Origin of the sequence: [Clostridium] citroniae WAL-17108 (assembly GCF_000233455.1) — a bacterium.
Taxonomy (GTDB): domain Bacteria; phylum Bacillota; class Clostridia; order Lachnospirales; family Lachnospiraceae; genus Enterocloster; species Enterocloster citroniae.
This window is the reverse complement of sequence record NZ_JH376420.1, coordinates 1,985,438-2,009,965: the sequence shown is the minus strand read 5'-3', so window position 1 is coordinate 2,009,965 and position 24,528 is coordinate 1,985,438. Positions and strand designations below refer to the sequence as shown.

34 protein-coding genes and 1 tRNA gene are annotated in these 24,528 nt (G+C 45.5%); 32 read left to right on the top strand and 3 right to left on the bottom strand.

What is annotated here, in order from left to right:
- Positions 1 to 4 precede the first annotated feature (4 nt).
- The 14 genes from HMPREF9469_RS09110 (at position 5) to HMPREF9469_RS32610 (ending at position 11,041) form a co-directional block, all read left to right on the top strand.
- Positions 5 to 1,423, top strand: coding sequence for a phage portal protein (locus HMPREF9469_RS09110; protein WP_242827900.1), 1,419 nt, complete (start codon positions 5 to 7; stop codon positions 1,421 to 1,423).
- Entirely contained in the window at positions 1,416 to 2,501 is a 1,086-nt protein-coding gene (locus HMPREF9469_RS09105; RefSeq protein ID WP_007861194.1) for a minor capsid protein, read from the top strand. The genes HMPREF9469_RS09110 and HMPREF9469_RS09105 overlap by 8 nt, the downstream gene beginning before the upstream one ends.
- Before the next feature lie 142 nt (positions 2,502 to 2,643).
- On the top strand, positions 2,644 to 3,285 hold the full coding sequence (locus HMPREF9469_RS09100; RefSeq protein ID WP_007861193.1) for a DUF4355 domain-containing protein: 642 nt from the start codon (positions 2,644 to 2,646) through the stop codon (positions 3,283 to 3,285).
- 19 nt (positions 3,286 to 3,304) lie between these two features.
- Positions 3,305 to 4,246, top strand: coding sequence for a hypothetical protein (locus HMPREF9469_RS09095; protein ID WP_007861192.1), 942 nt, complete (start codon positions 3,305 to 3,307; stop codon positions 4,244 to 4,246).
- 11 nt (positions 4,247 to 4,257) lie between these two features.
- Entirely contained in the window at positions 4,258 to 4,506 is a 249-nt protein-coding gene (locus tag HMPREF9469_RS09090; protein WP_007861190.1) for a Rho termination factor N-terminal domain-containing protein, read from the top strand.
- Positions 4,499 to 4,849, top strand: a complete 351-nt coding sequence (locus HMPREF9469_RS09085; RefSeq protein ID WP_007861188.1) for a phage head-tail connector protein — start codon at positions 4,499 to 4,501, stop codon at positions 4,847 to 4,849. Before HMPREF9469_RS09090 ends, HMPREF9469_RS09085 begins: the two co-directional genes overlap by 8 nt.
- Complete coding sequence (locus HMPREF9469_RS09080) at positions 4,794 to 5,165, top strand: hypothetical protein (RefSeq protein ID WP_007861186.1); 372 nt, start codon at positions 4,794 to 4,796, stop codon at positions 5,163 to 5,165. Before HMPREF9469_RS09085 ends, HMPREF9469_RS09080 begins: the two co-directional genes overlap by 56 nt.
- Positions 5,162 to 5,683 carry an HK97-gp10 family putative phage morphogenesis protein gene (locus tag HMPREF9469_RS09075; RefSeq protein ID WP_007861180.1) on the top strand — a complete coding sequence of 174 codons (522 nt, stop codon included), beginning with the start codon at positions 5,162 to 5,164 and terminating at the stop codon, positions 5,681 to 5,683. Before HMPREF9469_RS09080 ends, HMPREF9469_RS09075 begins: the two co-directional genes overlap by 4 nt.
- Complete coding sequence (locus HMPREF9469_RS09070; RefSeq protein ID WP_007861179.1) at positions 5,683 to 6,042, top strand: hypothetical protein; 360 nt, start codon at positions 5,683 to 5,685, stop codon at positions 6,040 to 6,042. The genes HMPREF9469_RS09075 and HMPREF9469_RS09070 overlap by 1 nt, the downstream gene beginning before the upstream one ends.
- A gap of 14 nt (positions 6,043 to 6,056) precedes the next feature.
- Complete coding sequence (locus HMPREF9469_RS09065; RefSeq protein ID WP_007861177.1) at positions 6,057 to 6,467, top strand: phage tail tube protein; 411 nt, start codon at positions 6,057 to 6,059, stop codon at positions 6,465 to 6,467.
- 18 nt (positions 6,468 to 6,485) lie between these two features.
- On the top strand, positions 6,486 to 6,920 hold the full coding sequence (locus HMPREF9469_RS09060; RefSeq protein ID WP_007861175.1) for a DUF6096 family protein: 435 nt from the start codon (positions 6,486 to 6,488) through the stop codon (positions 6,918 to 6,920).
- Positions 6,921 to 7,021: 101 nt separating this feature from the next.
- Complete coding sequence (locus HMPREF9469_RS09055; RefSeq protein ID WP_007861172.1) at positions 7,022 to 7,303, top strand: hypothetical protein; 282 nt, start codon at positions 7,022 to 7,024, stop codon at positions 7,301 to 7,303.
- Between the two features lie 104 nt (positions 7,304 to 7,407).
- Positions 7,408 to 10,404, top strand: a complete 2,997-nt coding sequence (locus tag HMPREF9469_RS09050) for a hypothetical protein (protein WP_227884182.1) — start codon at positions 7,408 to 7,410, stop codon at positions 10,402 to 10,404.
- Between the two features lie 55 nt (positions 10,405 to 10,459).
- Positions 10,460 to 11,041, top strand: coding sequence for a hypothetical protein (locus HMPREF9469_RS32610; RefSeq protein WP_007861170.1), 582 nt, complete (start codon positions 10,460 to 10,462; stop codon positions 11,039 to 11,041).
- Between the two features lie 301 nt (positions 11,042 to 11,342).
- On the opposite strand, the gene HMPREF9469_RS30605 is transcribed toward HMPREF9469_RS32610, so the two are convergent.
- Positions 11,343 to 11,888 (bottom strand): helix-turn-helix domain-containing protein, encoded by a 546-nt coding sequence (locus HMPREF9469_RS30605; RefSeq protein ID WP_007861169.1) that lies wholly within the window; start codon positions 11,886 to 11,888, stop codon positions 11,343 to 11,345.
- Positions 11,889 to 12,016: 128 nt separating this feature from the next.
- On the opposite strand from HMPREF9469_RS30605, the gene HMPREF9469_RS09035 reads away from it, so the two are divergent.
- The 15 genes from HMPREF9469_RS09035 to HMPREF9469_RS08970 all read left to right on the top strand — a co-directional run bounded on the left by HMPREF9469_RS09035 (position 12,017) and on the right by HMPREF9469_RS08970 (position 21,211).
- On the top strand, positions 12,017 to 12,241 hold the full coding sequence (locus HMPREF9469_RS09035) for a helix-turn-helix domain-containing protein (RefSeq protein WP_007861168.1): 225 nt from the start codon (positions 12,017 to 12,019) through the stop codon (positions 12,239 to 12,241).
- Positions 12,242 to 12,349: 108 nt separating this feature from the next.
- A complete protein-coding gene (locus HMPREF9469_RS30600) occupies positions 12,350 to 13,117 on the top strand; it encodes an ORF6C domain-containing protein (protein WP_007861167.1) in 768 nt (255 codons plus the stop codon).
- Position 13,118: 1 nt separating this feature from the next.
- Entirely contained in the window at positions 13,119 to 13,259 is a 141-nt protein-coding gene (locus HMPREF9469_RS32410) for a hypothetical protein (RefSeq protein ID WP_007861166.1), read from the top strand.
- Positions 13,260 to 13,327: 68 nt separating this feature from the next.
- The gene (locus HMPREF9469_RS09025) at positions 13,328 to 13,717 is read left to right on the top strand and encodes a DUF6711 family protein (RefSeq protein ID WP_007861162.1); all 390 of its coding nucleotides are present in this window, start codon (positions 13,328 to 13,330) and stop codon (positions 13,715 to 13,717) included.
- Between the two features lie 12 nt (positions 13,718 to 13,729).
- Positions 13,730 to 15,811: a tail fiber domain-containing protein gene (locus HMPREF9469_RS09020; protein WP_007861161.1), complete on the top strand. Its 2,082-nt coding sequence runs from the start codon at positions 13,730 to 13,732 to the stop codon at positions 15,809 to 15,811.
- Entirely contained in the window at positions 15,801 to 16,031 is a 231-nt protein-coding gene (locus HMPREF9469_RS09015; RefSeq protein WP_007861160.1) for a hypothetical protein, read from the top strand. Before HMPREF9469_RS09020 ends, HMPREF9469_RS09015 begins: the two co-directional genes overlap by 11 nt.
- Entirely contained in the window at positions 15,985 to 16,797 is an 813-nt protein-coding gene (locus HMPREF9469_RS09010; RefSeq protein ID WP_007861158.1) for a hypothetical protein, read from the top strand. Before HMPREF9469_RS09015 ends, HMPREF9469_RS09010 begins: the two co-directional genes overlap by 47 nt.
- Before the next feature lie 12 nt (positions 16,798 to 16,809).
- A complete protein-coding gene (locus tag HMPREF9469_RS09005) occupies positions 16,810 to 17,307 on the top strand; it encodes a hypothetical protein (RefSeq protein WP_007861157.1) in 498 nt (165 codons plus the stop codon).
- 13 nt (positions 17,308 to 17,320) lie between these two features.
- Entirely contained in the window at positions 17,321 to 18,085 is a 765-nt protein-coding gene (locus tag HMPREF9469_RS09000; protein ID WP_007861156.1) for a hypothetical protein, read from the top strand.
- A gap of 209 nt (positions 18,086 to 18,294) precedes the next feature.
- Entirely contained in the window at positions 18,295 to 18,960 is a 666-nt protein-coding gene (locus tag HMPREF9469_RS08990; protein ID WP_007861153.1) for a hypothetical protein, read from the top strand.
- A 345-nt stretch (positions 18,961 to 19,305) separates the two neighbouring features.
- A complete protein-coding gene (locus tag HMPREF9469_RS08985; protein WP_007861152.1) occupies positions 19,306 to 19,716 on the top strand; it encodes a hypothetical protein in 411 nt (136 codons plus the stop codon).
- A 12-nt stretch (positions 19,717 to 19,728) separates the two neighbouring features.
- Positions 19,729 to 19,866: an XkdX family protein gene (locus tag HMPREF9469_RS31205; RefSeq protein ID WP_007861149.1), complete on the top strand. Its 138-nt coding sequence runs from the start codon at positions 19,729 to 19,731 to the stop codon at positions 19,864 to 19,866.
- A 20-nt stretch (positions 19,867 to 19,886) separates the two neighbouring features.
- Positions 19,887 to 20,147, top strand: coding sequence for a hypothetical protein (locus HMPREF9469_RS08980; protein WP_007861146.1), 261 nt, complete (start codon positions 19,887 to 19,889; stop codon positions 20,145 to 20,147).
- Between the two features lie 2 nt (positions 20,148 to 20,149).
- Entirely contained in the window at positions 20,150 to 20,365 is a 216-nt protein-coding gene (locus tag HMPREF9469_RS08975; protein WP_007861144.1) for a holin, read from the top strand.
- A 102-nt stretch (positions 20,366 to 20,467) separates the two neighbouring features.
- Positions 20,468 to 21,211, top strand: coding sequence for a peptidoglycan recognition protein family protein (locus HMPREF9469_RS08970; RefSeq protein ID WP_007861142.1), 744 nt, complete (start codon positions 20,468 to 20,470; stop codon positions 21,209 to 21,211).
- A 140-nt stretch (positions 21,212 to 21,351) separates the two neighbouring features.
- Here the strand turns inward: HMPREF9469_RS08970 and HMPREF9469_RS32895 are convergent, their stop codons facing one another.
- A complete protein-coding gene (locus HMPREF9469_RS32895) occupies positions 21,352 to 21,642 on the bottom strand; it encodes a hypothetical protein (protein ID WP_007861141.1) in 291 nt (96 codons plus the stop codon).
- A 106-nt stretch (positions 21,643 to 21,748) separates the two neighbouring features.
- On the opposite strand from HMPREF9469_RS32895, the gene HMPREF9469_RS08960 reads away from it, so the two are divergent.
- Complete coding sequence (locus tag HMPREF9469_RS08960) at positions 21,749 to 21,988, top strand: helix-turn-helix domain-containing protein (RefSeq protein WP_050814446.1); 240 nt, start codon at positions 21,749 to 21,751, stop codon at positions 21,986 to 21,988.
- 141 nt (positions 21,989 to 22,129) lie between these two features.
- A complete protein-coding gene (locus HMPREF9469_RS32405; RefSeq protein WP_007861139.1) occupies positions 22,130 to 22,285 on the top strand; it encodes a hypothetical protein in 156 nt (51 codons plus the stop codon).
- 152 nt (positions 22,286 to 22,437) lie between these two features.
- On the opposite strand, the gene HMPREF9469_RS08955 is transcribed toward HMPREF9469_RS32405, so the two are convergent.
- Positions 22,438 to 22,511: transfer RNA gene (locus HMPREF9469_RS08955), tRNA-Arg, on the bottom strand.
- A 222-nt stretch (positions 22,512 to 22,733) separates the two neighbouring features.
- Between HMPREF9469_RS08955 and HMPREF9469_RS08950 the strand changes: the two genes are divergently transcribed.
- Positions 22,734 to 24,425, top strand: a complete 1,692-nt coding sequence (locus HMPREF9469_RS08950) for an ABC transporter substrate-binding protein (protein ID WP_007861133.1) — start codon at positions 22,734 to 22,736, stop codon at positions 24,423 to 24,425.
- Positions 24,426 to 24,528 lie beyond the last annotated feature (103 nt).

Below are 24,528 nucleotides of genomic sequence, written 5' to 3'. Positions count from 1 at the left end.
GGAGGTGGTTACCATATATACATACACAATGCCGCGCGATGGATGGGATGAGCTTAACCCGGATAAGCAGGCTATCCGCACCCTAATCATGAAACACCAGAAGGAAGTGCGTAGATTAAAGAAACTGAAACAATATTATGAAGGACAACACAAGATACTGGGTGAGAAGAGAAAGACAAAGCTGGTCTGTAACCATGCAAAGGATATTTCAGACACAGCCAGTTCTTATTTTATCGGAAATCCCGTAAGCTACAAAAGCCAGCAGGACATCAAACCGCTGATGGATGCATTTGAAGTTGCCGGAGCCGATGAGGCGGATGGTGATAACGGACTTGACCTGTCTATATATGGGCGGTGCTATGAATATGTGTATCCAGAAGAAGGCGATACTGACCTGACAATCAAGACGTTGGAGCCTGAAAACACATTTATGGTCTATGATGACACCATTGAGCAGAAGGAACTATTTGCGGTCTATTATTATGCGAGGAAGGATGATAGTGACAGACATCAGATGGTCTATGTTGCAACAGTGCTAACCAGGCATTATAAATATGTGCTGAATATCCGCGATATTGAGGGGCCTCAGTCCCTTCTGGAGGAACCAGAACCGCATTATTTTGACGAGGTACCCGTAATCGAATATAGGAATAATAAACTTGCGATAGGCGACTTTGAACTACAAATACCTTTGATAGATGCATACAACGCACTGATGAGCGACCGTATCACCGATAAGGAGCAGTTTATAGATTCTATCCTGGCCCTCTATGGTGCCCTGCTTGGAGATGAGGATACGAAGGATACTGATGGAAAAACCGCAGCACAACGGCTTAAGGATGATAAGCTACTGGAACTGCCTAAGGATGCAAAAGCGGAATATCTGACTCGGACATTCGATGAGACGGGAGTGGAAATATTAAAAAAAGCTGTAGAGCAGGATATACATAAATTCTCACACATTCCATGTATGACAGATGAATCCTTTGGTGGGAATGTATCTGGAGTTGCAATGGAGTTTAAGTTGCTGGGTATGGAGAACATAACCAAGATTAAGACACGATATTACAAAAAAGGGCTACGCAAGCGGATGCGTCTGTTTTCGGGATGGTTGAGTAAGAGCCGAGCGATAAATATTGATATATCCGGCATCACCCCAACATTTACCCGTGCGCTTCCTAAAAACCTTCTGGAAATCAGTCAGATTACCTCCAATCTGTGGGGAAAGATAAGCAAAAGGACTTTGCTGTCTCAGGTACCGTTTGTAGATGATGTGGATGCGGAGGTTGCTGCGGTGGAAAAGGAAGCCGAAGAGGCGTTAAAGCAGCAGCGGGCCATGTTTGGTCTTGGGAGTAATACTCCGCCAACTGGAGATGAGGATGAACCGGATGTACACAAGAAGCCGGGTGGTGTAGATGAGTAGCCTGTCATACTGGGAGCGCCGGAAGGCCCAGAGGATGTTTGATTACATGCAGTCTGCGGAGGATACGGCGGACGATATCGCAAAGCTGTATCAAAAAGCATCAGGGTACATCAGTCATGAGTTGGATAAGATATTTGAACGGTACAAGCGCAAGCATCATCTAACGGATGCGGAGGCTTACAGGCTGCTAAATGACTTAAAGGACAAGACCTCCCTGGATGAATTGAAACAGGCATTAAGGGCGCCAGGAAGGGGACAGACAGCGGCAGAGATCCTTGCAGAACTGGAAAGCCCAGCATTCCAGGCACGGCTTGAACGGCTCCAGCAACTCCAGAACCAGATTGACCTGACCATGCAGCAGATTTATAAGCAGGAGAAGGTCAGGAGCACAAGCCATTATGTAGACCTTGCCAACGAGGCATATTATAAGAGCATCTTTGATATCCAGCAACGGGTGGGGCTGGGTTTTTCTTTCGCCGTGATAGATCACAAGGCAATAGACCGGGTGATTAACAGCAAATGGTCTGGTTCCAATTACTCAGACCGTATCTGGCATAATACCAGGGCGCTTGCGCAGGACCTAAAGCAGGAGTTGCTGATCAACATGGTGACAGGTCGGACTGACAGTGAGGTGGCCGATATCATATCCAACAAGTATGCCCAGGGGGCCAGCAATGCCCGGAGATTGGTACGGACTGAATCCTGCAACTTGGCAAACCAGATGGAAATGCAGTCCTATGAGGATTGCGGCATTGAGACATATATCTATGTGGCAACCCTGGATCTTAAGACATCAACCGTATGCCGGAAATTGGATGGTAAACGGTTTAAGGTGTCTGAGCAGCAGCCCGGCTTTAATTGCCCGCCTATGCATCCATGGTGCCGGTCCACAACCATCTGTGATATCTCGGATGATGAATTGTCTCAGATGCAGCGAAGGGCCAGGAATCCAGCCACTGGTAGGGCAGAGACAGTACCCGCTAACATGACATACGAACAGTGGCATAATAAATATGTCAAGGGAAACAAAGAAGCTGAGGAAAAGGAAAAGGAACTGAAAAGGATGAAAAAGAAGTGAGATGAACGTAGGAAAAGCACTCTACAAAATGGGAAATAGTAAAATGACGATTATAGAGAATATACACGCGGGACTTTCCTGGGTGTTATTTTTATGCAACGGCTTGGGCGAATGAACAGGCTGGGGCGGAAAGGAGTAATTAATGAGAAAAGAATCACATAGCAGGGAACGAGTGCCAATGAACCTGCAACTTTTTGCAGCAAGTGGAGACGGCGCTGGGGCCGAAGGCGGCAATGGTGACGGAGCTGAAGGTGAGAACAGTGGAACATCCGGGGAAGAAAGAGGGAAGGCAGATCCCCCATCATTTGATGACATATTAAAGGATGGTCACCAAGCTGAGTTTGATCGTAGGATGCAAAAGGGCATTGAGACAGCACTTGCAAAAGCACAGGAGAAGTGGAAGGTTCTTACGGATGATAAACTATCCGAGGCTGAAAAGCTGGCAAAGATGACGAAAGAAGAGAAAGCCTTATACTTGCAACAGAAACATGAGAAAGCATTGGCAGCCCGTGAAGCGGACATAACCCGCCGGGAGCTGATGGCCGAGGCAAAGAATACGCTGGCTGAAAAGAAACTACCTGTAGGGCTTGCAGAAGTGTTGAATTACACGGATGCGGAATCATGTAATAAATCCATGGTTGCTGTAGAGAAAGCCTTCCAGGAGGCCGTACAGGCTGCTGTGGAAGAGAAGCTGAAGGGCGGTACGCCGCCGAAGAAAGCACCAACAGGTGGAGATGATGATCTTGCAAAACAGGTAGAAAACCTGATGATGGGAAGCATATAAGAAAGGATGATAGAAGACTATGGCAATTAACACATTAGCAACAGCAACACTTTTTCAGAACACTTTGGATAAGGTAGCAATCCGGGAGGCCGTTACAGGATGGATGGATGCAAATGCTGGACAGGTGATTTATAACGGAGGTGCAGAGGTAAAGATCCCGAAGATGAGCGTCCAGGGCTTGGGTGACTATGATCGGGACAATGGATACCAGCAGGGTGGAGTTACCTTGGAGTATGAAACCAGGAAGATGACCCAGGATAGGGGCCGCAAGTTCCAGATTGATCCTGTCGACATTAACGAGAACAACTTTGTGACCACAGCAGCCGCAGTCATGGGAGAATTCCAGCGGACGTTTGTGGTTCCCGAGATTGATGCATACCGTATCAGTAAGATTGCAACAGAGACAATCACGGCGAAGAAGGCTGGCATGGTGTCCTATGGTTATACACCGGGAGCCACCGGGACATCGGCCCTTCGGAAAATCAAGGAAGGGATCAAGGCAATCCGGGAACTGTACAATGGCCCGCTTGTAATCCATGCCACACCTGATATGATCATAGAATTGGAAATGGAGCTGTCTGGGAAGATTACAAGTACCACGTTTTCAAAAGGGGGAATTGAGACTGCGGTTCCTTCTGTTGATGAGGTACCGATTATCTCCACCCCGTCCAATCGTATGTATACGGCAATTACTATCTACGATGGTAAGACCTCAGGGCAGGAAAAGGGTGGCTATGTGAAAGGAACCACAGCGAAGGATATCAACTTTTTTGTCTGCCCGCGCACAACACCCATTGCAGTCACTAAGCAGGATATCATGCGTATCTTTGACCCTACCATCAACCAGAAACTGAATGCATGGCAGATGGATTACCGGAGGTTCCACGACATCTGGGTGCTGGATAATAAACTGGACAGCATCTATCTGAGTATCAAAGATGCTGCCCCATCTGAGGGATAAGGAGGTAGCTTATGAGGCTGATTAAGGATAATGTGGAGCGGGTTGCAGATGGTGAACAGGCGGACAAGCTGAAAGCCTTGGGGTTCCAGGAAATCGGAAGTACAGCCACGGAAACGGTAGGGTCGGAGGATAAATCTCCTGATAAAATGTCCGTTGCTGAATTAAAGTCCCTGGCAAAGAAAAAGGGGATAGAAGGGGCCGGATCCCTGACCAAGGCGGAATTGCTGGCGGTCCTTAAGGATGTGACCATGGATGACTGACATCGAAATACTGAAAAAACTGACAGGGGAGAGTGATGAGGTATTACTCTCTCTTTTGCTGGATGACGCCACGGCTTTTGTGCTGTCCTATACTGGACGTACAAAGATAGTAACAGGTCTGGAAAAGGCCGTACGTGACTTGGCCGTGATAGCCCTTAACCGGATGGGGACCGAGGGCGAGTCCAGCAGGAGTGGCGGAGGGGAATCATACAGCTTTGATAACGCCCCAAAGCACATTTATGACACACTGGACAGGTACAGGTTGGCACGGATAGGAGGCAGGACGTATGAGGCTAAGACGGAGCAGGCTGGGGACGTACCATCACCGGGCAGCAATACCTAAAAAGGACAGTGAGGGAAGCGCATATACGGAGTATGGACCGGCTGTATCCTTCCAGGCCGAGGAGTGGTCGGCAGGCGGAAAAGTACAGGCTGAGATGTATGGGCAGCGATTGCCTAATATCCGTAACCTTAGAATCCAAGGAACCTATCAGGAAGTACCGGGATCCGGTAAAGTAAGCTATGCAATTGCTGATGGCCCGATCATTACGGCCAATGATGGGATATGCCTGTATGTCTCTGGAGAGGCGGAGCCGGATTATAGGGTAGTTGCTATATACCCTTACCGGTTCCTGACGCTGGAGGTGGAAAAGTTATGATTCAAGGTCAAAAAGAGTTGGAAAGAAAGTTTGCAGCATTGGAGCAGGTTTGTGATCAGCAAATGGAGCGGCTTGTGGGGCAGCAGTCCAAACGCATACAAGCAGAAGCCAAGCTGTTATGTCCCGTCCGACATGGAGAATTGAGAAATAGCATCAAGTCAATGACAGAGAGCATGGATGACAGGATAATTGGGACCATTTACACCAATAAAGCCTACGCTATGTATGTTGAGATGGGTACCGGCCCCAAAGGTGCCGCAAACCATTCAGGGATATCCCCTGTCTCCAATCCAGCGTACACAATGTCTCCCTGGTGGATACATGAGAGCCAGGTGGACAAAGAAGCAGCTGAAGAATATCACTGGTTTTATTTGGATACTCCAGATGGACGGTTTTACCAGTGTACAGGCCAACCGGCGCAGCCATTTATGTATCCTGCCTTAAAGGATAATGAGGACAAGGTAGTGGAGAGGCTGGAGAATGCCCTGAAACGAGAATTAAGAAAGGCGTGTAAGTAATGATCAATGTTAAGGATGAGGTATATGCTGCGCTGCTTACGGTCACAGACAATGTGACGGACTGTTATCCTAAGGACTGGGAGAAGGACTTATCCATTCAGTATATGGAAGAGGACAACAAGGTTGTCGAGTATACAGATATGAGGGAGCAGAAGGCGTATATCAGGTATAGGATAGATATATGGCACAGAAAAAGTACAACTGCTGCAGCCGTAGCTGTAGATGCCGCAATTGAAAAGCTGGGCCTGTTGCGTACAGGAAGCCAGGATGTGGATGATCCGAGTGGTAGAAAGCACAAACAGATGAGGTATGAAATGGTGATTGATGTAGATACCAAAGAGGTCTATCACAACATGTAAGAAAGGAGAATTGGATGTTAGCTAATGGCGCAAAATTGGGATATAAGAAGTCAGGAGGCTCTACATTTACAGACCTTCCAGGGCTTAAAGAAATTCCGGAAATGGGTATTGAACCAGAGAAGGTAGAGAATACCTGTCTGACTGACAAAAATAAGCAGTATGAAAATGGTATTGGTGATGCTGGCGATATTACATACAAATTTAAGTATGATAATTCCAAAGCTGACTGCCCGTACCGTGTCATGAGGGCAGCACAGGATGCAGGAGAGGTATTGTCATTCCAGGAAACACTGATTGACGGTACCACAACAGAATTTGACGGACAGGTATCCGTAAAAAGAACTGGTGGCGGAGTAAACGGTGTGATTGAATTTAATCTTGCAATATCATTACAGAGCGATTTGACCGTGACGGACCCTACATAATAAGGAGGATAATGGAATATGGGACAATTTGGAATGGACGAAGAGAACGAGAAAAAGGTTGAAACAGTTGAAGAACTTAAAAATAGAAGAAAGGCATTTGCATATTGGACTGTTGGTGGAGAAGATTACAAACTTAAGCTTACCACCCAGCAGATTTGTAAATTGGAAGAAAAATTCCGCTGTAATCTGGTGACATTGATTATGCAGAGTGGTGGATTGCCACAGTTGGGAATCATGCTTACTGTGATTCAGGCGGCCATGACGCCCTGGAAACATGGTGTTAAATATAAGGATGTACAGGCCCTGTATGACCAGTATGCGGATGAAGGCGGCACCCAAATGGACCTCATGGTTGATGTCATCATGGAAATTATGCTGGTGAGTGGTTTTTTTACGGAGAACCAGAGGGAGAGTGTGATGGACAAGAGGGAGGATCTCAAGGACGAGATGTAACCATATCCGATCTCATTTATGATCTTTATCCTTTAGCACTAGACTGCGGGATAAGACCGGGGGAGTTCTGGGAGTATTCGCTTGGAGAGGTCCGGGACTTGATGGAGTCATACGCCCGGAAAGAACAGCGGCGAGTGAAGGAGGAAATATCCTCACGCTTCCAGCTTGCGGATCTCTTGGGAATACATATGCAGAAGCTGTTTGATGATAAAAATGAAATAACTCTGCCGCATGTGTGGGATGCATACCCGGAATTGTTTGCAGATGAGAAAAAAACGTTTGAAGAGCGGCAGAAGGCGGAGGAGTTGGAACGGGCCAGGGAATCACGCAGGGAGTATGCCGCAAGATACAATGAGATGCGCAGGCGGCGGGGGTTAAGCTGAAAATATAGCGCAGGAAGGTGGTGAGGATAACGGACGGAAGCGGAATAACACTTGAAAAGCTTAAAGTTATCATAGAAGCTTACACGAAGCCATATCAGGAGCAGATGGAAAAAGTGCAGGCCAAGACGGCACAGGTTACGGACCGGATTGCGCGGCAGACAGCCAGGATAGCAAACTCATGGAAAAAGGTTGGGGCCATATTGGCATCGGTACTGAGTATCGGTGCCATTGTTGCGTTTGGAAAGTCGTGCATTGACCTTGGTTCGGACCTTGCGGAAGTCCAAAATGTGGTGGATGTCACCTTTGGATCCATGTCCGGCAAGGTAAATGAGTTTGCACAAGATGCAGCAAAATCATTCGGCTTGTCGGAAACAATGGCCAAGAAATACATGGGTACATATGGAGCTATGGCGAAATCCTTTGGAATTACTGGAAAGGCCGGATATGACATGTCAGCGGCCATTACGGGTCTTACAGGTGACGTAGCATCATTTTACAACTTATCACAGGATGTTGCCTATTTAAAACTCAAGAGCATTTTCACGGGTGAAACAGAATCGCTCAAGGATCTCGGCGTTGTTATGACCCAGACAGCCTTAGACCAGTATGCCTTAAACAATGGCTTTGGTAAAACCACGGCGAAGATGACCGAGCAGGAAAAAGTTATGCTCCGGTATCAATTTGTTATGGCGCAGCTGTCGGATGCGTCTGGAGATTTTGCTAGGACGAGCGATTCATGGGCTAACCAGGTGCGAGTTCTTACATTGCGGTTTGAATCGTTAAAGGCTACCATCGGTCAGGGATTAATCAATGCATTTACTCCTGTTATCCAAGTAATCAATACCATTATTGCTAAACTCCAGGTGCTTGCGAGCTATTTCAAGGCATTCACAGCGGCTCTGTTTGGTGATGCTTCGGGAGGCGGAGATCCAGTAACAGATGCGGCTGATGCTATGTCTAATGCAGTTGGTTCCTCTGGCGCGGTTGCCGGGAACATGTCTGATGCAGCCAAGTCTGCAAAGGAGATGAATAAGCAGCTTGCCGGTTTTGATGAATTAAACAACCTCAGTTCCAGCCGTGGTTCCAGTGGGAGCGGCTCTGGTGGCGCAGGTGGTGATATTCCTGATTTCGGAAGTATGTCAGGAGAACTATTCGGAGATGTGACTGTAAACCCAGAGATAGAGGCCGCAGCACAGAGAATCCGTGATATCCTTAATGACCTGATGGCTGCCGCAGACCCAACAGTGGAAGCATTAAAGAGACTGTGGGATGAAGGGCTGTCACAGCTTGGCAACTTTGCCTGGACAGGTCTTAAAGACTTCTGGGACTACTTCCTTAAACCGCTTGGAAACTGGGCATTGGGAGAGGGATTCCCGCGATTTATTGACATAACCAATTCCTTCCTCACTACGATAAACTGGACGGCCATCAATGAGGCATTGCGGAACCTGTGGTCTGTCTTGGAGCCATTTGCACAGGCCGTTGGGGAGGGGCTGCTGGACTTTTACGAGGACATGGCAGCGCTGGGGGCAGATTTCATAAATGTTGTAGTGCCGGGCGGAATTGATGCCCTGGCGACAGCTATCGGAAAGATTGACCCAGAAACAGCCAGAGCGATAGGATATGGAATCGGAGCGATTGCAACGGCAATGCTGGCCTTTAAGGGACTGAACACGGCCGTAAGCGTTATCAAAAGTTTTGTGGCATTTCTAACCGGTAATAAACTGGTTACAGGTATAAAAGCGATTGCATCGGCAATAGCGGGTTCTAAACTGGTTGAGATGCTCAAACTGGTGGCTGGTGGGGCAGGTACATTAGGTGAAGCTTTTGCAGCATGTTTTCCTAAACTAGCTGCTTTTGCATCTGCAATAGGAACCGCGTTAGGGGCTATAGGTTCATTTGTGACAGGTTTATCGGCGGCAAGCGCAGCTGCAATAGCCGTAGGTGCAGCAATAGTTGCTGCTGTTATAGCAGCAGTAGTAGCCATTATTTTAAATTGGGACAAGATTGTACAGTTTTTCACAGATACAATACCTACATGGTGGACAGGAACGGTAGTTCCGTTTTTCGAGGGTATTCCAGCTTGGTTTGCTGGGGTTTGGGATACGGTATCTAGCTATTCCATTGAAAAATGGAATGGGTTAATTGACTGGTTTAAGGGTGTCCCTACTTCCATAAGCCGGATAATCAACGATATCGTAAAATGGTTTGATGGGCTGCCATATAAAATCGGGTATGCCATTGGATATGCTATAGGTACTATTGTTGACTGGGTAAATAACATGATCACCACAGTAAAAGAGGAAGTACCTAAAATCATTGAATCTGTGGTTAACTTTTTTACAGAATTACCTGGAAAAATATATGAGGCTATCATTAAATTTAAAGACAATGTTGTCCAGTGGGCAACTGAAACATGGAATACCTTTAGTGAGAAAGTCACGGAGATTATTGGAAACATTGTGGCATTCTTTACGGAACTTCCTGGAAAAATATATGATGCAATTATTAAGTTCAAAGACACCATAGTGCAATGGGCTACAGATGCAATCGGATGGGTAGGAACAGAAGTGCCTAAAATACTGAATGCTATCATTGACTGGTTTAACAAACTACCTAGTAAGATGATTGATATAGGCAAGAACATCTTAAAAGGTGTGTGGAACGGTATATTATCCATGGGTGGTTGGCTTAAACAGAAAGTTAATGACTTCTTTGGCGGCATTGGGGATGGCATAGCTGATGCTGTTGGGATTGGCCAGGGAACTAGCGTTGAAATTGTGCCGGTACAGAAATTTGCAGCGGGGGGATTCCCGAATAGAGGACAATTATTTATAGCAAATGAATCTGGTCCAGAAATGGTGGGGCGTATTGGCGGAAGATCAGCCGTAGCGAATAAGGATCAGATAACGGACGGCATTGCAAATGCAGTATACACGGCAAATGCAGAACAGAACCGTCTGTTAAGAGAACAGAATGACCTTCTTAGGGCGATACTTGCAAAGCCAGGGGTGAATAAGGATGATGTAGTTGATCTGTGGAAGTCAGGAGCGGGAGAGTATCGAAAAAAAACTGGCAGACAATTAGGATTGGCATATTAACATTTCTCCCTGTATCTGGTATACTCTGTATATGAGGTGCAGGGAGGTTGATTAGATGGAAGAGTTGCAGATTCGCTTTGATAATGGGGATTCTATTTGTTATAAATATGGAAACTTGGAGTTAAAAGATAAACGTAATTTTGGTTACTGCCCATATGGGAAAATCGAAGATTATATCTTGCTCTATTGGGAAATGACATTGGACAAATACATAATAGTTATTGGAAATCGGCATATGAAAGCCCCTAAAAAATACACATTATTATCAAATAGCAGATATGGAGAAGATCTTGAGCATTTACATAAGATAATGACAGAGCGGTGTAAATGTGATATTCAACATACATTAACTGATGCTATTAAGTATAAAATATCATACGAGCCTATTGTCATTGAAAAATCTAAATCGGAGTCTATTAATAAGCAGGTCATAGCAAGTCAGGCTGATAATAACCAAGCGAGATGCCCGCGTTGCGGATCCACATCCCTTTCAGCCAACAAAAAAGGCTTTGGCATGGGAAAGGCTGTGGTCGGTACGCTGGCCTTTGGTGTGATCGGCGGAGCGTTGGCCGGGAGTATCGGCGCAAAAAAGATCGAGGTTACATGTTTGAAATGTGGAAAGAAATTTAAGGTATAGGAAAAAGCACCTGGGGACCGGGTGCTTTTGTTATGCTCGGAAGAGATTTATAAATGTTTCTGAAAAAAATACAGTATACCATAAAACATAATTTTCAGACAACTTATATGCTTTGTTACTATCTAAAACCGTCTAATAACTTTTAACAACTTTTAATAGCTATTAATAACTTTTAATAACTTTTGTTAATAAAAATGACAGTAAAAAATTGCAAATAAACAGACGGAATTGTGTAAACAATAGCATTGTTTACATATGGATTCAGATATGATATGCTCCGAATAAGAAAACTTGGACATAACTAGTGCTTTCTTAGACTCTCAAAAAACAGATCAAGGTTACTGACAAGATTATTTTTTTCGGACTGATAGTTTTTATAAGCATTTTCAATGTCTGATAAGTCTGGCATTGCTGAATCTACAAATGATGACTTTTGGGCTATGGTCTGTATGGAAAGAAGATTTTTCATTATATCTTGGAAACGTTCCATACATTGTGTGCTATTAGGGGATCTCATCAGTTCATTACAGATAAGATATAAGTTATCAAGGATAAGCGAAAGCTTTTCCTGTATCATCAATGGTGCATTATTATATGATTCCTGTATACTTTTTATGTCATCATTAAAAACGAGACCATTAAAGGAAGGAATATCTGATTTCCCAGTAAGATAATCCAAGCGCACATTAAAAAATGTAGCTATTTTTTCCAGTGTTTCATAATTTGGTTGCTGAACCCCATTCTCATAATTGCTGAGTGATGAATATGAAATATCAAGCTCCTTACCAAGTTGTCTTAATGTATATCCATGAGCAGTACGAAGTTCTTTTAAACGTGTTCCAAACATAATTACACCTCCTGGCTTAAGTATACTTCATTGTTATGAAAAAGTAAACAAAGTACTTGACAATACGCAAAGGTAAACATATAATAAACATGTTATGAAAAAATAAACAAAGGAAAGGAGGAAGAACAATGCGTCTTGATAATCGGAAATTATTGATTATAATGGCAGAAAAGGAAACAGGCGTTAGAGCGCTTGCTAGACTCAGCGGAGTTTCGGCAGCATCAATTTCCAATTATATTAGAGGAAATTCCAGTCCAACATTACAATCACTAGGGAAAATTTCCAAAGGGTTGGGGATACGAGTAACTGAAATATTGCAAGATGAAGAAACAAAAAAAGAGCAAACACGATAACTTTGGCGAGTGCGTGTTTACTCCAATGCAGAACCCGTTAACAACAGGAATCCATGTATTCAATTATAAAGGATTCCACTTGGATTTTCAAGGAGGAAAATTTATTTCATGAAAAAGAATGAAGTTATGGTATTTGAGAATGAAGAACTGGGATTGCAGGTGCGGACACTTATGAATCCTGATGGGAGCATTTCAGTTAGTGCAGAAGATACCGCAATGGGTTTTGGGTGGTTTAGAACAGAAGTGAAAAATGGCAAAGAGTATACTTCTGTAATGTGGTCAAGATTAAATGGGTATTGTAAGGAGTTGGGTTTCGCACACGAATGTGCGAAAGATGATTATATCCCTGAAAGCCTGTACTATCTCCTTGGCATGAAAGCCAACAATGAGAGGGCGCAGAGATATCAGCGATGGCTCGCTATGGAAGTCCTCCCCACCCTCCGTAAAACTGGTTACTACGAAATGCCCAAGAAACTATCTGCCACGGAACAGCTACGCCTCCAGAATCAGGCAATACTCGAAGTGGATGAAAAAGTAGAAGCTGTCAACCAGGATTTACAGCAGTTTAAGCAGGACATGCCCATTCTTGGAATCGAAGAAGATAGGATTACCAATGCTGTAAAGAAAAAAGGGGTACAGTGCCTGGGTGGTAAAAACAGCAATGCATATAAAGACCACTCACTAAGGCAAAGGCTTTACAGAGACATTTACCGTGAGTTGTATCGGCAGTTTGGGGTTAGTACATATAAGGCTATCAAAAGAAGCCAATGTGATATTGCAGTAAGTATTATTGGTGGTTATGAACCTCCTTTGATTCTGGCAGAGCAGATTTCTGATTGCAATGCACAGATGAATATAAGCCAGGAGGTGGCCTAATATGTCATATCCGATTAATGAGGATGAGTTTGTTGAAATCTGCAAAAAAGAACTGAAAGAGTATGATGAGACAGATATAAAGGTAGCGCGTGCAGTTGCTATAGCCTTAAACTGGGCAAACCATAAAAAACAAACAGCATAGCAAAATAATCAGAACGTCCTCCGGGGCGTTCTTTTTATACATATTCTTCAAGAAAGGAGGTGGTGCGTATGCCTGCATACAAAGGATGGCTGTTGAAATTTGATGGTCGTATATTTCCCATGGACTACATAGCTCATGCATCATATAACGCAACCCCGGATCAGCGGCAGGATGAGGATTCCTATCAGGATGGGTACGGCGCTCTACACCGAAATGTATTACCGCACACCAGGACGAAGATTGAGTGGACAACCCCCTTTATGCACTTAATGGATAAAATAGACATGCAATCTTATTTCCCAGACCGCGTGACCATGGAAGTAGAGTACTGGAATGATGAGCAGAACGAGTATGTAACGGGTACATTTTACGTGCCAGACATCCAGTTTCCATATTATGATGTTAGCGACAATGATATACGATATAACCCCATCCGTATAGCGATGATCGAGTATTAAGGAGGTGGTAAGGTGCTGGATGTACCGGAGATTATAAAGCAGCGGTGCCGGTCAGACAATAACAGGGCAGAGACAGTGAAACATCTGGAACTGTCTTTTTTTGATGGCGGAGTAGATTCGTTGTATCCATCAAATGACCTATATCCTGCGTACGATCTGTATCCTGCTGATGCTGGAGCAGCATGGCTAACTATTGGAATGGACCGGATATGCGCGGAGACTTTAAACCTTACCGAAAACTTATCGTCTGGAAATAACATCATCTGGGGAAGCTGTGAGGCAGCCAAGTTTGTGATCACTGTTGCCGATGTTGAGGATGAGATTGAGGGACGAGAGTTTACTGCCACACTGAATATAGGTGATTATAAGATGGCCTATGGAATCTATGTGGTGGACAGTGTGATCCGGCAAGCAGACCGTAGGAAACGGAAAATCACGGCCTATGACAGGATGGTCAAGTTTGATGTGGATGTGTCAGATTGGTATCATGCCATGTATCCCACGGACGATGCCACCCATACAGTCAAGGAATTGAGGGATAGTCTGTGTGATGAGATAGGGGTTCCGCAGGAGCAGACAGCACTTATCAATGACGGGTTGGTGGTTGGTAAGACTATCAGCCCCGAATCATTATGTGGCCGGGATGTGCTTAAAGCCATCTGTGAGATTAATGGCGTGTTTGGGCATTTTGACCGTACGGGGACATTAGTATATGTAAGCCTACAAGATACCGGCCTGTATCCATCTGATACCCTGTACCCTGGTGATGACCTGTATCCACAATCTGGATGGGCAGCGGCGGAGGAACTGGAATATTATAAATCCATTACCTATGAGGACTATCTTATTGATGGGATAGACCGGGTACAGGTCCGGCAGGAAGAGGGGGATATAGGCGCTGTGGTTGGCTCCGGTGGAAATACCTATGTGGTGGAAGGGAATTTCCTGGCCTATGGACTTGGGAGCGCAGATCTTACCCGGTTGGCATGGTCCATATATGACACAATCGCGGGCAAGACATACCGGCCAGCTAAGATAGCATCCTACGCTATGCCGTGGATCGAGGTAGGGGATGGTCTGAGAGCTATCACCACAGACATGGAGATAGCTACTTTTGTGCTTACCAGGACCATGAGCGGCATACAAGCAATGATGGATACCGTGGAGGCCAAGGGGACCAAAACACAAGGGCAGAGTTTTGGCATTCAGAATGAGATCATACAGCTTAAGGGTAAGACGGCCGTCATAGTACGGAGTGTGGATGAGGTATCTGCCACGGTGATGGACCTGGAAAAGCAGACCACAGCTCAGCTTAAAGTGGTGTCCGACAAGATAACCGCAGAAGTAAAGCGGGCAACAGATCAGGAAGTGGAACTGGCTGGCAGCATAAGCGTCCTGGCCGGACAAATTGAAGCCAAGGTAAGCCGTGGGGATCTGATAGCATCCATTAATCTGGAAGTCAATAAGGCAGGATCCTGCATTACTATGGAGGCTGGGCATTTTGTCTTTAAGGGCAGCAACTTTTATGTGAACGCGGATGGCTCTGGTGGTGCGGCCAATGGTAATTTGACTTGGGATGCATCTGGAGGATTGGTAGCCAAAAATATTAAGCTGATAATGGCAGATATATCCGGGACAACAAACTCCAGCTCCATTGGCGTCAGTACAATGTCCGCCCAAAATGCCAATATTGACCGCCTGACAGTTAATGGATCGTCTGAGATGCGGGATATAGTGTCTGGTGACATATATGCAGATGATATCCAGTGTACCCAGATATATAGTAGCAGGGCCGGGGAGTGGTGGAGTGACCGCCGGATGAAAAGCGATATCAACCCTATATCCTCTGAGGCAGCGCTTGCTGTCACAATGGCGTTAAGACCAATGACATTTTATATGCTGGGGGCCAATGAGAAAGACATGGGCTTTGTAGCACAGGATGTAGCGGAAATAGAATCAGACTTGCCACTGTATACCATGCTGGATGGTTACTATGCCCTACCATACACAAGCTATGTTGCCTTGCTGGCCGGGGCTATCCAAGCACAGCAAGAACAGATCAGTAAATTGAAGGAGGTATTACATGCCAAATAATGAAGGAATGATCGTACACAGTCAGAAGGATATACAGTCAGTGATGAGTTTTTTAAACAGCCTTAGCCTTACCGGGATCGAGGCAGCAAGGAAACTGGCTACGGCAGCCACTATACTGGAATCAGGAAAGCCACTGGAAGAATATCTGAAATCGAAGAAAGGAAGTGATCAGGATGGGATTACTGAGCAGGATGAGCAGAGCAGCAACGGCACTGTCTAAGTACTATTATCCATTTACTTGGAGGAATAAGCCAAGCATAGAATCACCCATTAATGAGGTCCATCTGAATCATATTGAGGATGGTATCAATGAGATGGATAATCGTATCCTTATCCTGGCGCAGGATAAGGCGGATGCATCAGATTTGACAAATGTGTTTGTGAATTTTGAAATGAATGATACCACAGGAGTCATGACGTTTACGAGGCTTGATGGATCTAAAGTGACACATGATTCCGCTGTTGAAAAAATAGCACTTAATTGTTATTTGGAGGGGAATAATTTTGTCCTGGAATTAGCTGATGGAACTAAGCAAAAGGTGTCTCTATCAAAATTTATTGATACATATACCTTTACGAATACTGATAGGATACAATTTACTGTTAATGGCAAGAACATAAGCGCCGATATCCCAGATGGAAAGATTACACTGGCAAAGCTTGAACCGACCATCATGTCAACTATCCGTCAATACACCCTAGATGCACAGACCGCTAAAGGAGTGGCGGAGCAGGCTGCCAGCACGGCACAAGGATGGGCAATCGGCGGAACGGGATTTGATGGAAACAACGCTAAGTATTTTGCTGATAAATCTAAAAGGTATGCAGTAGGTGGCGTAGAGGAAGGGGATACATCTGATAATGCCAAAGCGTATTGTGCCGCTGCACAGGCCGCTGCCCAACATGCCGAAAACATGACACATATATCTGAGACTTCTTTTGCCGTTAATACGGGGACAGGTCATCTCACAGTGCAAATAGGATGATGGAGGGGACATATGATAGTTGCAGATTATAAAGATAGTCCTTGTATTGTATATGGGCTTACCCGATACGATTATGGACAAATATTAGAGATCAGGGGACTAGAGATACCAAACGGAACTGAAATACATTTTTGCCAGCATGGTAAAGCGATCACCCAATATATCCAAGATATGCAGGTCCTTATTCCAGATTACCTGTTACAATATGCTGATGATATTGATGTGTATGTTTATTATGCTGATATGAACAGCGGAAAGACTGTACAAAAAATCATTCTTGTGGTTACTGATCGGGAAAAACCTGGGGACTATGTGACACCAGAGGAACCGGCATATTCGCGGTTGCTTCCGTCTGGAGGCGAAGAGGGACAAATGCTTGCCCGAGGTCCAGACGGATATGTTTGGGTGGATCTTGATGAGGGGTTAGCAACAGACGCGGAATTATTGGAGGTGTGGCGGAATATCCCTACTCCACTAAGTAACTTAGAACTGGAAGAAATTTTAAAGTAAAGGAGATAAGAGAGTGGGAAAGTCATTAGACCAAAACGGTGTTCTATATTTGTGGAATAAAATTAAGAGCATATTTGTTACAAAGGAAGCAGGCAAGGGGTTGTCAACCAACGACTATAGCACTGCCGAAAAGAACAAACTTAGCGGTGTTGCCTCCGGGGCTGAGGTAAATGTGCAAAGTGACTGGAGTGTGACAGACACAGCATCTGATGCATTTATAAAGAACAAGCCTACATCCATGCCCGCAAATGGAGGAAATGCTGCAACGGTTGGGGGACACACTGTTGCCATTGATGTACCAGCAAACGCCAAGTTTAGTGACACAACTTATAGTGATATGAAGGGAGCCTCAGCGGATACTGCGGGAGCACATGGTCTCGTTCCGCAGCCAGCTATTGGTGCTCAGACTAAGTATCTGCGCGGTGATGGGACGTGGCAATCCCCGCCCAATACTACCTATACTGTGGCCACAGCGTCAAAAGATGGCCTTATGAGCAAAGCTGATTTTACAAAGCTTTCAGCTTTTGGAGCAGCGTCTACATATGCTTTAAAATCAGATATTGCTGGGATGTACAAATATAAAGGATCAGTAGATAATGAGGCGGCCCTACCTACAACCGGACAAATAGCGGGAGATGTCTATAATATAAAAGCGGCATCAAAATATGGGGCTGCTGGTGCTAATGTAGCTTGGGATGGTACACAATGGGATAGTTTGGGTGAGATATTTAATATTGACTATATCACTAATGCTGAACTTGATTCCATTTGCGTGTAAAGGTGGTGGTCGTGTATGGCCGCAAAGAGTATTGATAAGAATGGGGTAGTCTATTTATGGGGTAAGGTAAAGACCTATGTAAATAATAACCGCTTTGACACAACATATTTACAAATAAATGCCAGTACAGGGCATTTACAGGCCCACCAGGATGCCAACCTTAAATTCACGTTGGGATCTGATGGACATCTTAAAAGTGAGGTGACTTAATGGAGGATTTAGGAAAAGTAATGGTAGTCCCCAAAGGGGCATACAATGCAAATACAACTTACGAGATTCTTGATCTTGTTACATACAATGGGAGTAGCTATGTAGCTTTGAAAAGTACCAAGGGAAATGTACCGACCAATACAGCTTATTGGCAGTTACATGGGCAGGGATATCCGGGATCTGCAGCGGGGGTACCGGCCAAAGATACACAGGGGATGGTAGTGGCCGCCGGTAGTAATTCAACTGTTCAGGCGTTGATTGATGCTGTCGCAGATAAGGTTATGACGAAATTATTTGCAAAAGCAAATATCGCACAAACGGAATCCACTGCTACAGATAAGGTCCCTTCCAGTGCGTACTTGAAATCTGTAAAAGATGACATAAATAGCAATTTGGGAAGTACAAATAATCGCGTATCCTCGCTTGAGGAAAATTTTTCCAGCGGTTATGATGGCCCCCTTGCTGGATCCACGGTAAGAACCAAAGGAACAGAAGGATGGTATGTGGAATTGTCCAATAATAACCAGTGGGCAGCCATGACACTAAACATTGGAGAGAGTATACGGTATCGCCTCCAAATTGAGAATACGGGGCAACTTACCATGTACCGGACAACTGACAACTGGGCAACCAATCAATCTAAAGTTGTTTCGGAGGGATGGTAAAATGATCATTATGTCGGCTTATTAAGTTTCCAAACCTGGTTCCAAGTGGTTCCATTGTAAAAGTCATACCAAATTCCCGTATTATTAAAGGCTATTGATGCAATCTCTCCGGATGCGTATTGCAACTGGATTGCCCGATCAGTGCGGTCAGAATAGACAGTTGTAAACCCATTAATGTTCTTAACACCATTCAGGATGACTTTGTTATTTGCCGTAGCAGCTGTATTGGAAACATCAGTCAAATTGCTATTTTGAATACGAACGAAACTTGTTAATCAGGTCCCTATTGGGGCTTATTTTATTGCCCGGCGTCCGGTATGTCCGGCTGGGCGGAAAGGAAAAATTATGAATGAAAAAATCAGATTAAAAAATGGTAAGGAGTATCCGCTTGTTATCGGTGGCACATCCTCCACACCCAGCACACTGCAACTTATTTTCCTGGCAGCGGAACCAGTGGAGGATATCGTGGCCGTTTTTGAGGACACGGCTGCCACGGAGCAGATTAAGACCATCAATGAGGATGGCAGCATCCTGGCCGTATATGATGGCTATACCGTGTTGGGCAACCCCAAGTCCATTGATGATCACTATCTTATTACCCCGGAGCAGTATGAGGAGGACGGTACCGTTACAACAGCAGCTGTATATGGCCGTGTGGCAATGCTGACACTCGAACAGCCGGGCGTAGGGGCGCAGGTGGACAAACTTAGGGCTGATGTTGATTTTGTGGCTATAATGGCCGGTATCGATTTATAAGGAGGTGAGACCATGGATGTGAAAGGATTAGCACAGAAATATTACCCGAGGCTGTGGGACATTGACCGGCTTAAGGCCCTGGTGGCGGCCGGTAAATTATCTGAGGCAGATTACAAGGAGATTACCGGTGAGACAAACACCACAGAATAAGGAAAAGCGAGGTACATGCTGTGGATAAATATGAGGTTGTAGCAATTGTTGTGGGAATGATTACGACAGCGATTGCTATTGGTGCACCTGTGATCAAACTAAACACAGCAATCACGAAACTGATTGTGAAGCTGGATGCATTAGGCGAGGATTTTTCCAGCCTTGAATTACATAACCACGAATCACACCGGCGCATTTGGGAAAAGAACGATGAGCAGGATGAGAGGCTTGCGGATCATGAAACCAGGTTGAAAGTCATTGAAAATGAAAGGGAGAAATAGTAATGAGAAAATATGATATAAAAGAATGGGCAAGAGCTGCTGGTGTTAGGGCGGTTAAAACTATGGCGCAGACTTTTGTGGCAACAGTTGGTGCAGCAACAGTTATGGGTGATGTCAATTGGCCTATGGTTGCATCCGCATCTGTCCTGGCGGGTGTATTATCACTTGCTACATCTGTGGCAGGATTACCGGAATTGGATGGTAAGACTGGTGTCTGAGAGGGGGTGGTCCATACATCTCCCGCCGCAGGGTTAAGCGGATTGTTACATGATGGACAGGCCCAGGCATCCCCTGGGCCTTATTTTGATTGGAGGAACGACATGATCATAGACAAGCAGTATTTAACGGTGAGTAATTATAACAGACCAGGAACCAGGCGCGGCAGCACAATTGCTGTGGCCTGCCATTACATAGGCAACCCCGGAACCTCGGCCCAGGCCAACCGGAATTACTTTGAGAACCTGCGGACTACCCACACCACCAAGGCCAGCGCCCATTACATCATTGGGCTTCAGGGCGAGGTGATCCAGATGATCCCGGAAGAGGAGGTAAGCTGGTGCACCAACTCTGCCAATGCGTACACGATCAGCATTGAGGCATGCCATCCAGACAGCACCGGCAAATTTAATGATGCCACCTACGCAGCCTACGTGGAGTTGTGCGCAGATATCTGCAAGCGCTGGGGCCTGGATCCACTGCATGGCGGTCTGATCAGGCACTATGACGTAACTCGGAAGGTATGCCCCAAGTGGTTTGTGAATCACCCGGATGCCTGGGAGCAGTTTAAACGGGATGTGGCGGCTAAGATGGCACCCACGTATGAGATTGGCTGGCACCATGATCTTAACGGCTGGTGGTATGCATACAGCACCACGGATTATCATAAGTCCTGCTGGCAGATCATCAATCATCATAAGTACTATTTTAATTCGGATGGATACGCCCTGACGGACTGGCACCAGATCGGGGGCAAGTGGTACTATTTTGAGCCTGAATACGGTCATCCACTGGAGTGTGCAATGTATGTGGCACCTGACGGGGAGCAGCGTATAGGGGAGTTTTAATAAGGTAGGGCGGATTGGGTGGGTATATAAAAAGACGGCGGGGATCATTCCTCGCCGTTACTCATGTCTCTTTCTCTGATTCTAATTATTTCATTGACTATCAATTTTTCTTCCCATTCGGGCAAGGCTTGTTGCTCTGTTTATGTACGTTTTCTGTATTTTTCAACTCTTTTTAATACTCTTTCCATCTCTTCGGGAGTAACTGTTTCTCCCCTTGCATACGCATAGCTTTCCATTATTGCGCTTGGTACTACTTTTTGATGGCAGATACCCCCGCAGTCTTTCACGATCCCCATCACCAGGGCCTCCTCCTTTACATAACAGTACCCGCCACACTCGCAGGTACATTTCCAGATTCTCCCGTAGCGCTTGTTCTTCCACGACCATTTTGTTTCCAATTGTCCGAAGCATAGATTTGGTTTGACATCCATTGTAAAAATCCCCTTTTTTTCTTTGATTATAGCACTGGCTGTTTGTTTCCAGTGCTGGTACTTATTTCCAAACACAAAACGATAAAAAAGTGGTATATTCGTAATTATGAAGATACTGCTGAAAAATATAAGAGAAGAGAGGAAATTATCCCTTCGGCAGATGGAAATCATGACTGGATTATCAAAGTCGGCTTTGAGTAGGATAGAGAATGGAGAGGTATCAATGACCCTCCATGAGGCCGAGATGATAGCAGAAGGGTTACATATTGGAATTGTAGATTTATTCGATTCAGCAGTGAAATTTAAAAAGTGTCCCGATATCGGGACAAAGCGAAGGGAAAAGTAAATTGGTGCGTTCTCCAATTAAAGATAACTTGAAAGGAGACGAAAACTATGGTGTACATTAGAGGAGTAATGGATATGGATACACGAAAATCCTTAATATTCTTATAGGTGTTTCTGTATAAATACAAAGGAGGAAGTAGTTATGGCATATCCAATAGATGAGGATAAGTTTGTTTCTATTTGCATGAGAGAAATAGGTGAACATGATGAAGTCGATGAGAAGGTGGCTCAGGCAGTAGCAATAACCCTCAACTGGGCCTATTACAAAAGCCTGATTGACAGTAAGCAAAGAGGATGAGTTTAGAAAAGCGGGCACCAGATATGCGGTCCCGCTTTTTATATCAATCGTAAGAAAGTCGAGTCCATAAAAAGTCCATAAATTCTATTTTTATAAATTATCTGTGATATAACAAAAACCCCGTAAGCCTTATGCTTACAGGGTTTTATTCATGCGCCAGAGAAGATTCGAACTCCCGACACTACGGTCCGTAGCCGTATGCTCTATCCAGCTGAGCTACTGACGCATGCTGCTGTTTTGTTTCCTCAACAGCGCAAAAACTAGTATATATGAGTTGGACAGAAATGTCAATGGTTTTTTGAAAAAAATTAAAAGTATTGAAAACAGATTTTGCCTATGGTATCATTACTTTCATAAAGTTAATTTTTCGGATGAGGATGCATTGGCGCAGAAAACAGGTGTACTGCGTCTTTTTGTGTATGAGGCCGAACAAAAAGGAGGAGAATCTATGAAAAGAAAATTGAGCCTGGTTCTTTCACTGATGATGGCAGCCAGCCTGGCGCTGTCCGGCTGCGGAGGCGGCAAGGGAGGGGAAGCATCCAAGGCGGAGTCCGGCGCGCCGGCTGAGAGCAGCGCTGCAGACGGCCAGGGGACATCCGGCAGCGTGGGGGATACCAGCATTGATACCACAGGTTTTCTTAATGTGGCATTAAATGCGGATATCCAGACAGCAGATATGCAGAAGACATCCAAGGATTATCAGATCCCCATTAATATTTATGACAGCCTTTGTGAGATCAAGGTGGCGGATGACGGCACTTCCTCCATCCAGCCATGTCTGGCGGAGAAGTGGGATATCAGCGATGACGGCATGGAATATACCTTTTATCTGAGAAAGGGCGTCAAGTTCCACAACGGAGAGGAACTGAAGGCCAGCGATGTCAAATATACATTTGAGCGTATGCTTACAGTGCAGGGAGGGACCAACTCTGAGTTCCTGGACCAGATCAAGGGGGCGGGCGCGCTTTTTGAGGGCACAGCCACTGAATTGGAGGGATTTGAGCTTGTGGACGATTATACCTTCAAGCTGATATTGGAGGAGCCCTATTCCGGTTTCCTGGCATGTATCTCAACCCCGGCTGTTTCCATTTATAATGAGAAAGCCACCGAGGAGGCGGGGGACCAGTTCGGCCTTGACCCGGCCCTTACAGTGGGGACCGGTCCATTTAAGTTTGCCAGCTGGACCTACAATGACCAGCTTGTACTGGTGAGGAACGATGACTATTTCCAGGGCGCAAGCCAGCTTCCCGGCGTTGTGATCAAGATCGTGCCTGATACGGAGACACAGACCATGATGTTTGAGAGCGGCCAGCTGGATCTTCTGGACATGGATTATGTGACAGAGCAGATCGACCGCTTCCAGCAGTCTTATCCGGACCAGCTGGTATCAGGCCCGCGTCTGGGAACCACCTATTTCACCATGAATCAGAAGCTGGAGCCATTTAACAACCTGCAGGTAAGAAAAGCCGTTCAGATGGCCATTGACCGTCAGGTGATCCTGGATACCCTGTGGGGCGGCAGGGGCCAGCTGGAAAACGGCATCTTCCCCCACGGCCTCATTGGATTTAACGCCAACATGCCGGAGATCAAATATGATCCAGAGGGGGCAAAGGCCCTTTTGGCAGAGGCAGGATATCCGGATGGGTTTACCATGGAGATTGCAGCCGACATGTCTGCATCCGATACCGTGACCATGGCCCTGGAGATCATCAAGGAGCAGCTGGCCCAGGTGGGGATCAATGCTGAGATCAAGAACTATGATGAATCCACATGGCTGGAGACCAGAAAGTCAGGGGAGCTGGGTTCCTTCATGTCCACATGGACTGCGGATTACAATGATCCCGACAACTTTATCTACACCTTTTTCGGCAATGGGGAAAAGACCACGGCCCGTTCCCTGAATTATCCGGATACCGCTGTGATGGACCGTGTGGCAAAGGCCAGGACCATTCTGGATAACGATGAGCGTATGAAGGAATACAATGCACTGGAGGAGAAGATCATTTCCGAAGATGCGGCATGGGTGCCCATGTTCTCCAGACTTCATGTCTTTGCAGTATCTAAGAGAGTCCAGAATTTCAGGGTTGCCTGGAATGGTCTCAGCGACAATGATTTTTATCCGTTGTCCATCACTGAATAAAATAAGAATAAGTGTAAGTACGCCCCGGCTCCGGTGGGAGCCGGGACTGCCAGGGGTGCCGCATGAACTGCGGCACCTTTGGCAGATATGCGGAGTGCCCTCA

Bases quoted from the DNA above. Each gene is read 5' to 3' on its own strand.
- HMPREF9469_RS08960 (WP_050814446.1), top strand. From the start codon at position 21,749: ATGAAGATACTGCTGAAAAATATAAGAGAAGAGAGGAAATTATCCCTT.
- HMPREF9469_RS08970 (WP_007861142.1), top strand. From the start codon at position 20,468: ATGATCATAGACAAGCAGTATTTAACGGTGAGTAATTATAACAGACCA.
- HMPREF9469_RS09010 (WP_007861158.1), top strand. From the start codon at position 15,985: ATGGGATTACTGAGCAGGATGAGCAGAGCAGCAACGGCACTGTCTAAG.
- HMPREF9469_RS09100 (WP_007861193.1), top strand. From the start codon at position 2,644: ATGAGAAAAGAATCACATAGCAGGGAACGAGTGCCAATGAACCTGCAA.
- HMPREF9469_RS32895 (WP_007861141.1), bottom strand. From the start codon at position 21,642: ATGGATGTCAAACCAAATCTATGCTTCGGACAATTGGAAACAAAATGG.
- HMPREF9469_RS32410 (WP_007861166.1), top strand. From the start codon at position 13,119: ATGTCATATCCGATTAATGAGGATGAGTTTGTTGAAATCTGCAAAAAA.
- HMPREF9469_RS09015 (WP_007861160.1), top strand. From the start codon at position 15,801: ATGCCAAATAATGAAGGAATGATCGTACACAGTCAGAAGGATATACAG.
- HMPREF9469_RS09005 (WP_007861157.1), top strand. From the start codon at position 16,810: ATGATAGTTGCAGATTATAAAGATAGTCCTTGTATTGTATATGGGCTT.
- HMPREF9469_RS09095 (WP_007861192.1), top strand. From the start codon at position 3,305: ATGGCAATTAACACATTAGCAACAGCAACACTTTTTCAGAACACTTTG.
- HMPREF9469_RS09035 (WP_007861168.1), top strand. From the start codon at position 12,017: ATGCGTCTTGATAATCGGAAATTATTGATTATAATGGCAGAAAAGGAA.
- HMPREF9469_RS09090 (WP_007861190.1), top strand. From the start codon at position 4,258: ATGAGGCTGATTAAGGATAATGTGGAGCGGGTTGCAGATGGTGAACAG.
- HMPREF9469_RS08985 (WP_007861152.1), top strand. From the start codon at position 19,306: ATGAATGAAAAAATCAGATTAAAAAATGGTAAGGAGTATCCGCTTGTT.
- HMPREF9469_RS09060 (WP_007861175.1), top strand. From the start codon at position 6,486: ATGGGACAATTTGGAATGGACGAAGAGAACGAGAAAAAGGTTGAAACA.
- HMPREF9469_RS08990 (WP_007861153.1), top strand. From the start codon at position 18,295: ATGGAGGATTTAGGAAAAGTAATGGTAGTCCCCAAAGGGGCATACAAT.
- HMPREF9469_RS09070 (WP_007861179.1), top strand. From the start codon at position 5,683: ATGATCAATGTTAAGGATGAGGTATATGCTGCGCTGCTTACGGTCACA.
- HMPREF9469_RS09065 (WP_007861177.1), top strand. From the start codon at position 6,057: ATGTTAGCTAATGGCGCAAAATTGGGATATAAGAAGTCAGGAGGCTCT.
- HMPREF9469_RS30600 (WP_007861167.1), top strand. From the start codon at position 12,350: ATGAAAAAGAATGAAGTTATGGTATTTGAGAATGAAGAACTGGGATTG.
- HMPREF9469_RS09080 (WP_007861186.1), top strand. From the start codon at position 4,794: ATGAGGCTAAGACGGAGCAGGCTGGGGACGTACCATCACCGGGCAGCA.
- HMPREF9469_RS08950 (WP_007861133.1), top strand. From the start codon at position 22,734: ATGAAAAGAAAATTGAGCCTGGTTCTTTCACTGATGATGGCAGCCAGC.
- HMPREF9469_RS09050 (WP_227884182.1), top strand. From the start codon at position 7,408: ATGGAAAAAGTGCAGGCCAAGACGGCACAGGTTACGGACCGGATTGCG.
- HMPREF9469_RS09075 (WP_007861180.1), top strand. From the start codon at position 5,162: ATGATTCAAGGTCAAAAAGAGTTGGAAAGAAAGTTTGCAGCATTGGAG.
- HMPREF9469_RS09105 (WP_007861194.1), top strand. From the start codon at position 1,416: ATGAGTAGCCTGTCATACTGGGAGCGCCGGAAGGCCCAGAGGATGTTT.
- HMPREF9469_RS32405 (WP_007861139.1), top strand. From the start codon at position 22,130: ATGGCATATCCAATAGATGAGGATAAGTTTGTTTCTATTTGCATGAGA.
- HMPREF9469_RS09025 (WP_007861162.1), top strand. From the start codon at position 13,328: ATGCCTGCATACAAAGGATGGCTGTTGAAATTTGATGGTCGTATATTT.
- HMPREF9469_RS32610 (WP_007861170.1), top strand. From the start codon at position 10,460: ATGGAAGAGTTGCAGATTCGCTTTGATAATGGGGATTCTATTTGTTAT.
- HMPREF9469_RS31205 (WP_007861149.1), top strand. From the start codon at position 19,729: ATGGATGTGAAAGGATTAGCACAGAAATATTACCCGAGGCTGTGGGAC.
- HMPREF9469_RS08975 (WP_007861144.1), top strand. From the start codon at position 20,150: ATGAGAAAATATGATATAAAAGAATGGGCAAGAGCTGCTGGTGTTAGG.
- HMPREF9469_RS09085 (WP_007861188.1), top strand. From the start codon at position 4,499: ATGACTGACATCGAAATACTGAAAAAACTGACAGGGGAGAGTGATGAG.
- HMPREF9469_RS09055 (WP_007861172.1), top strand. From the start codon at position 7,022: ATGGAGTCATACGCCCGGAAAGAACAGCGGCGAGTGAAGGAGGAAATA.
- HMPREF9469_RS30605 (WP_007861169.1), bottom strand. From the start codon at position 11,888: ATGTTTGGAACACGTTTAAAAGAACTTCGTACTGCTCATGGATATACA.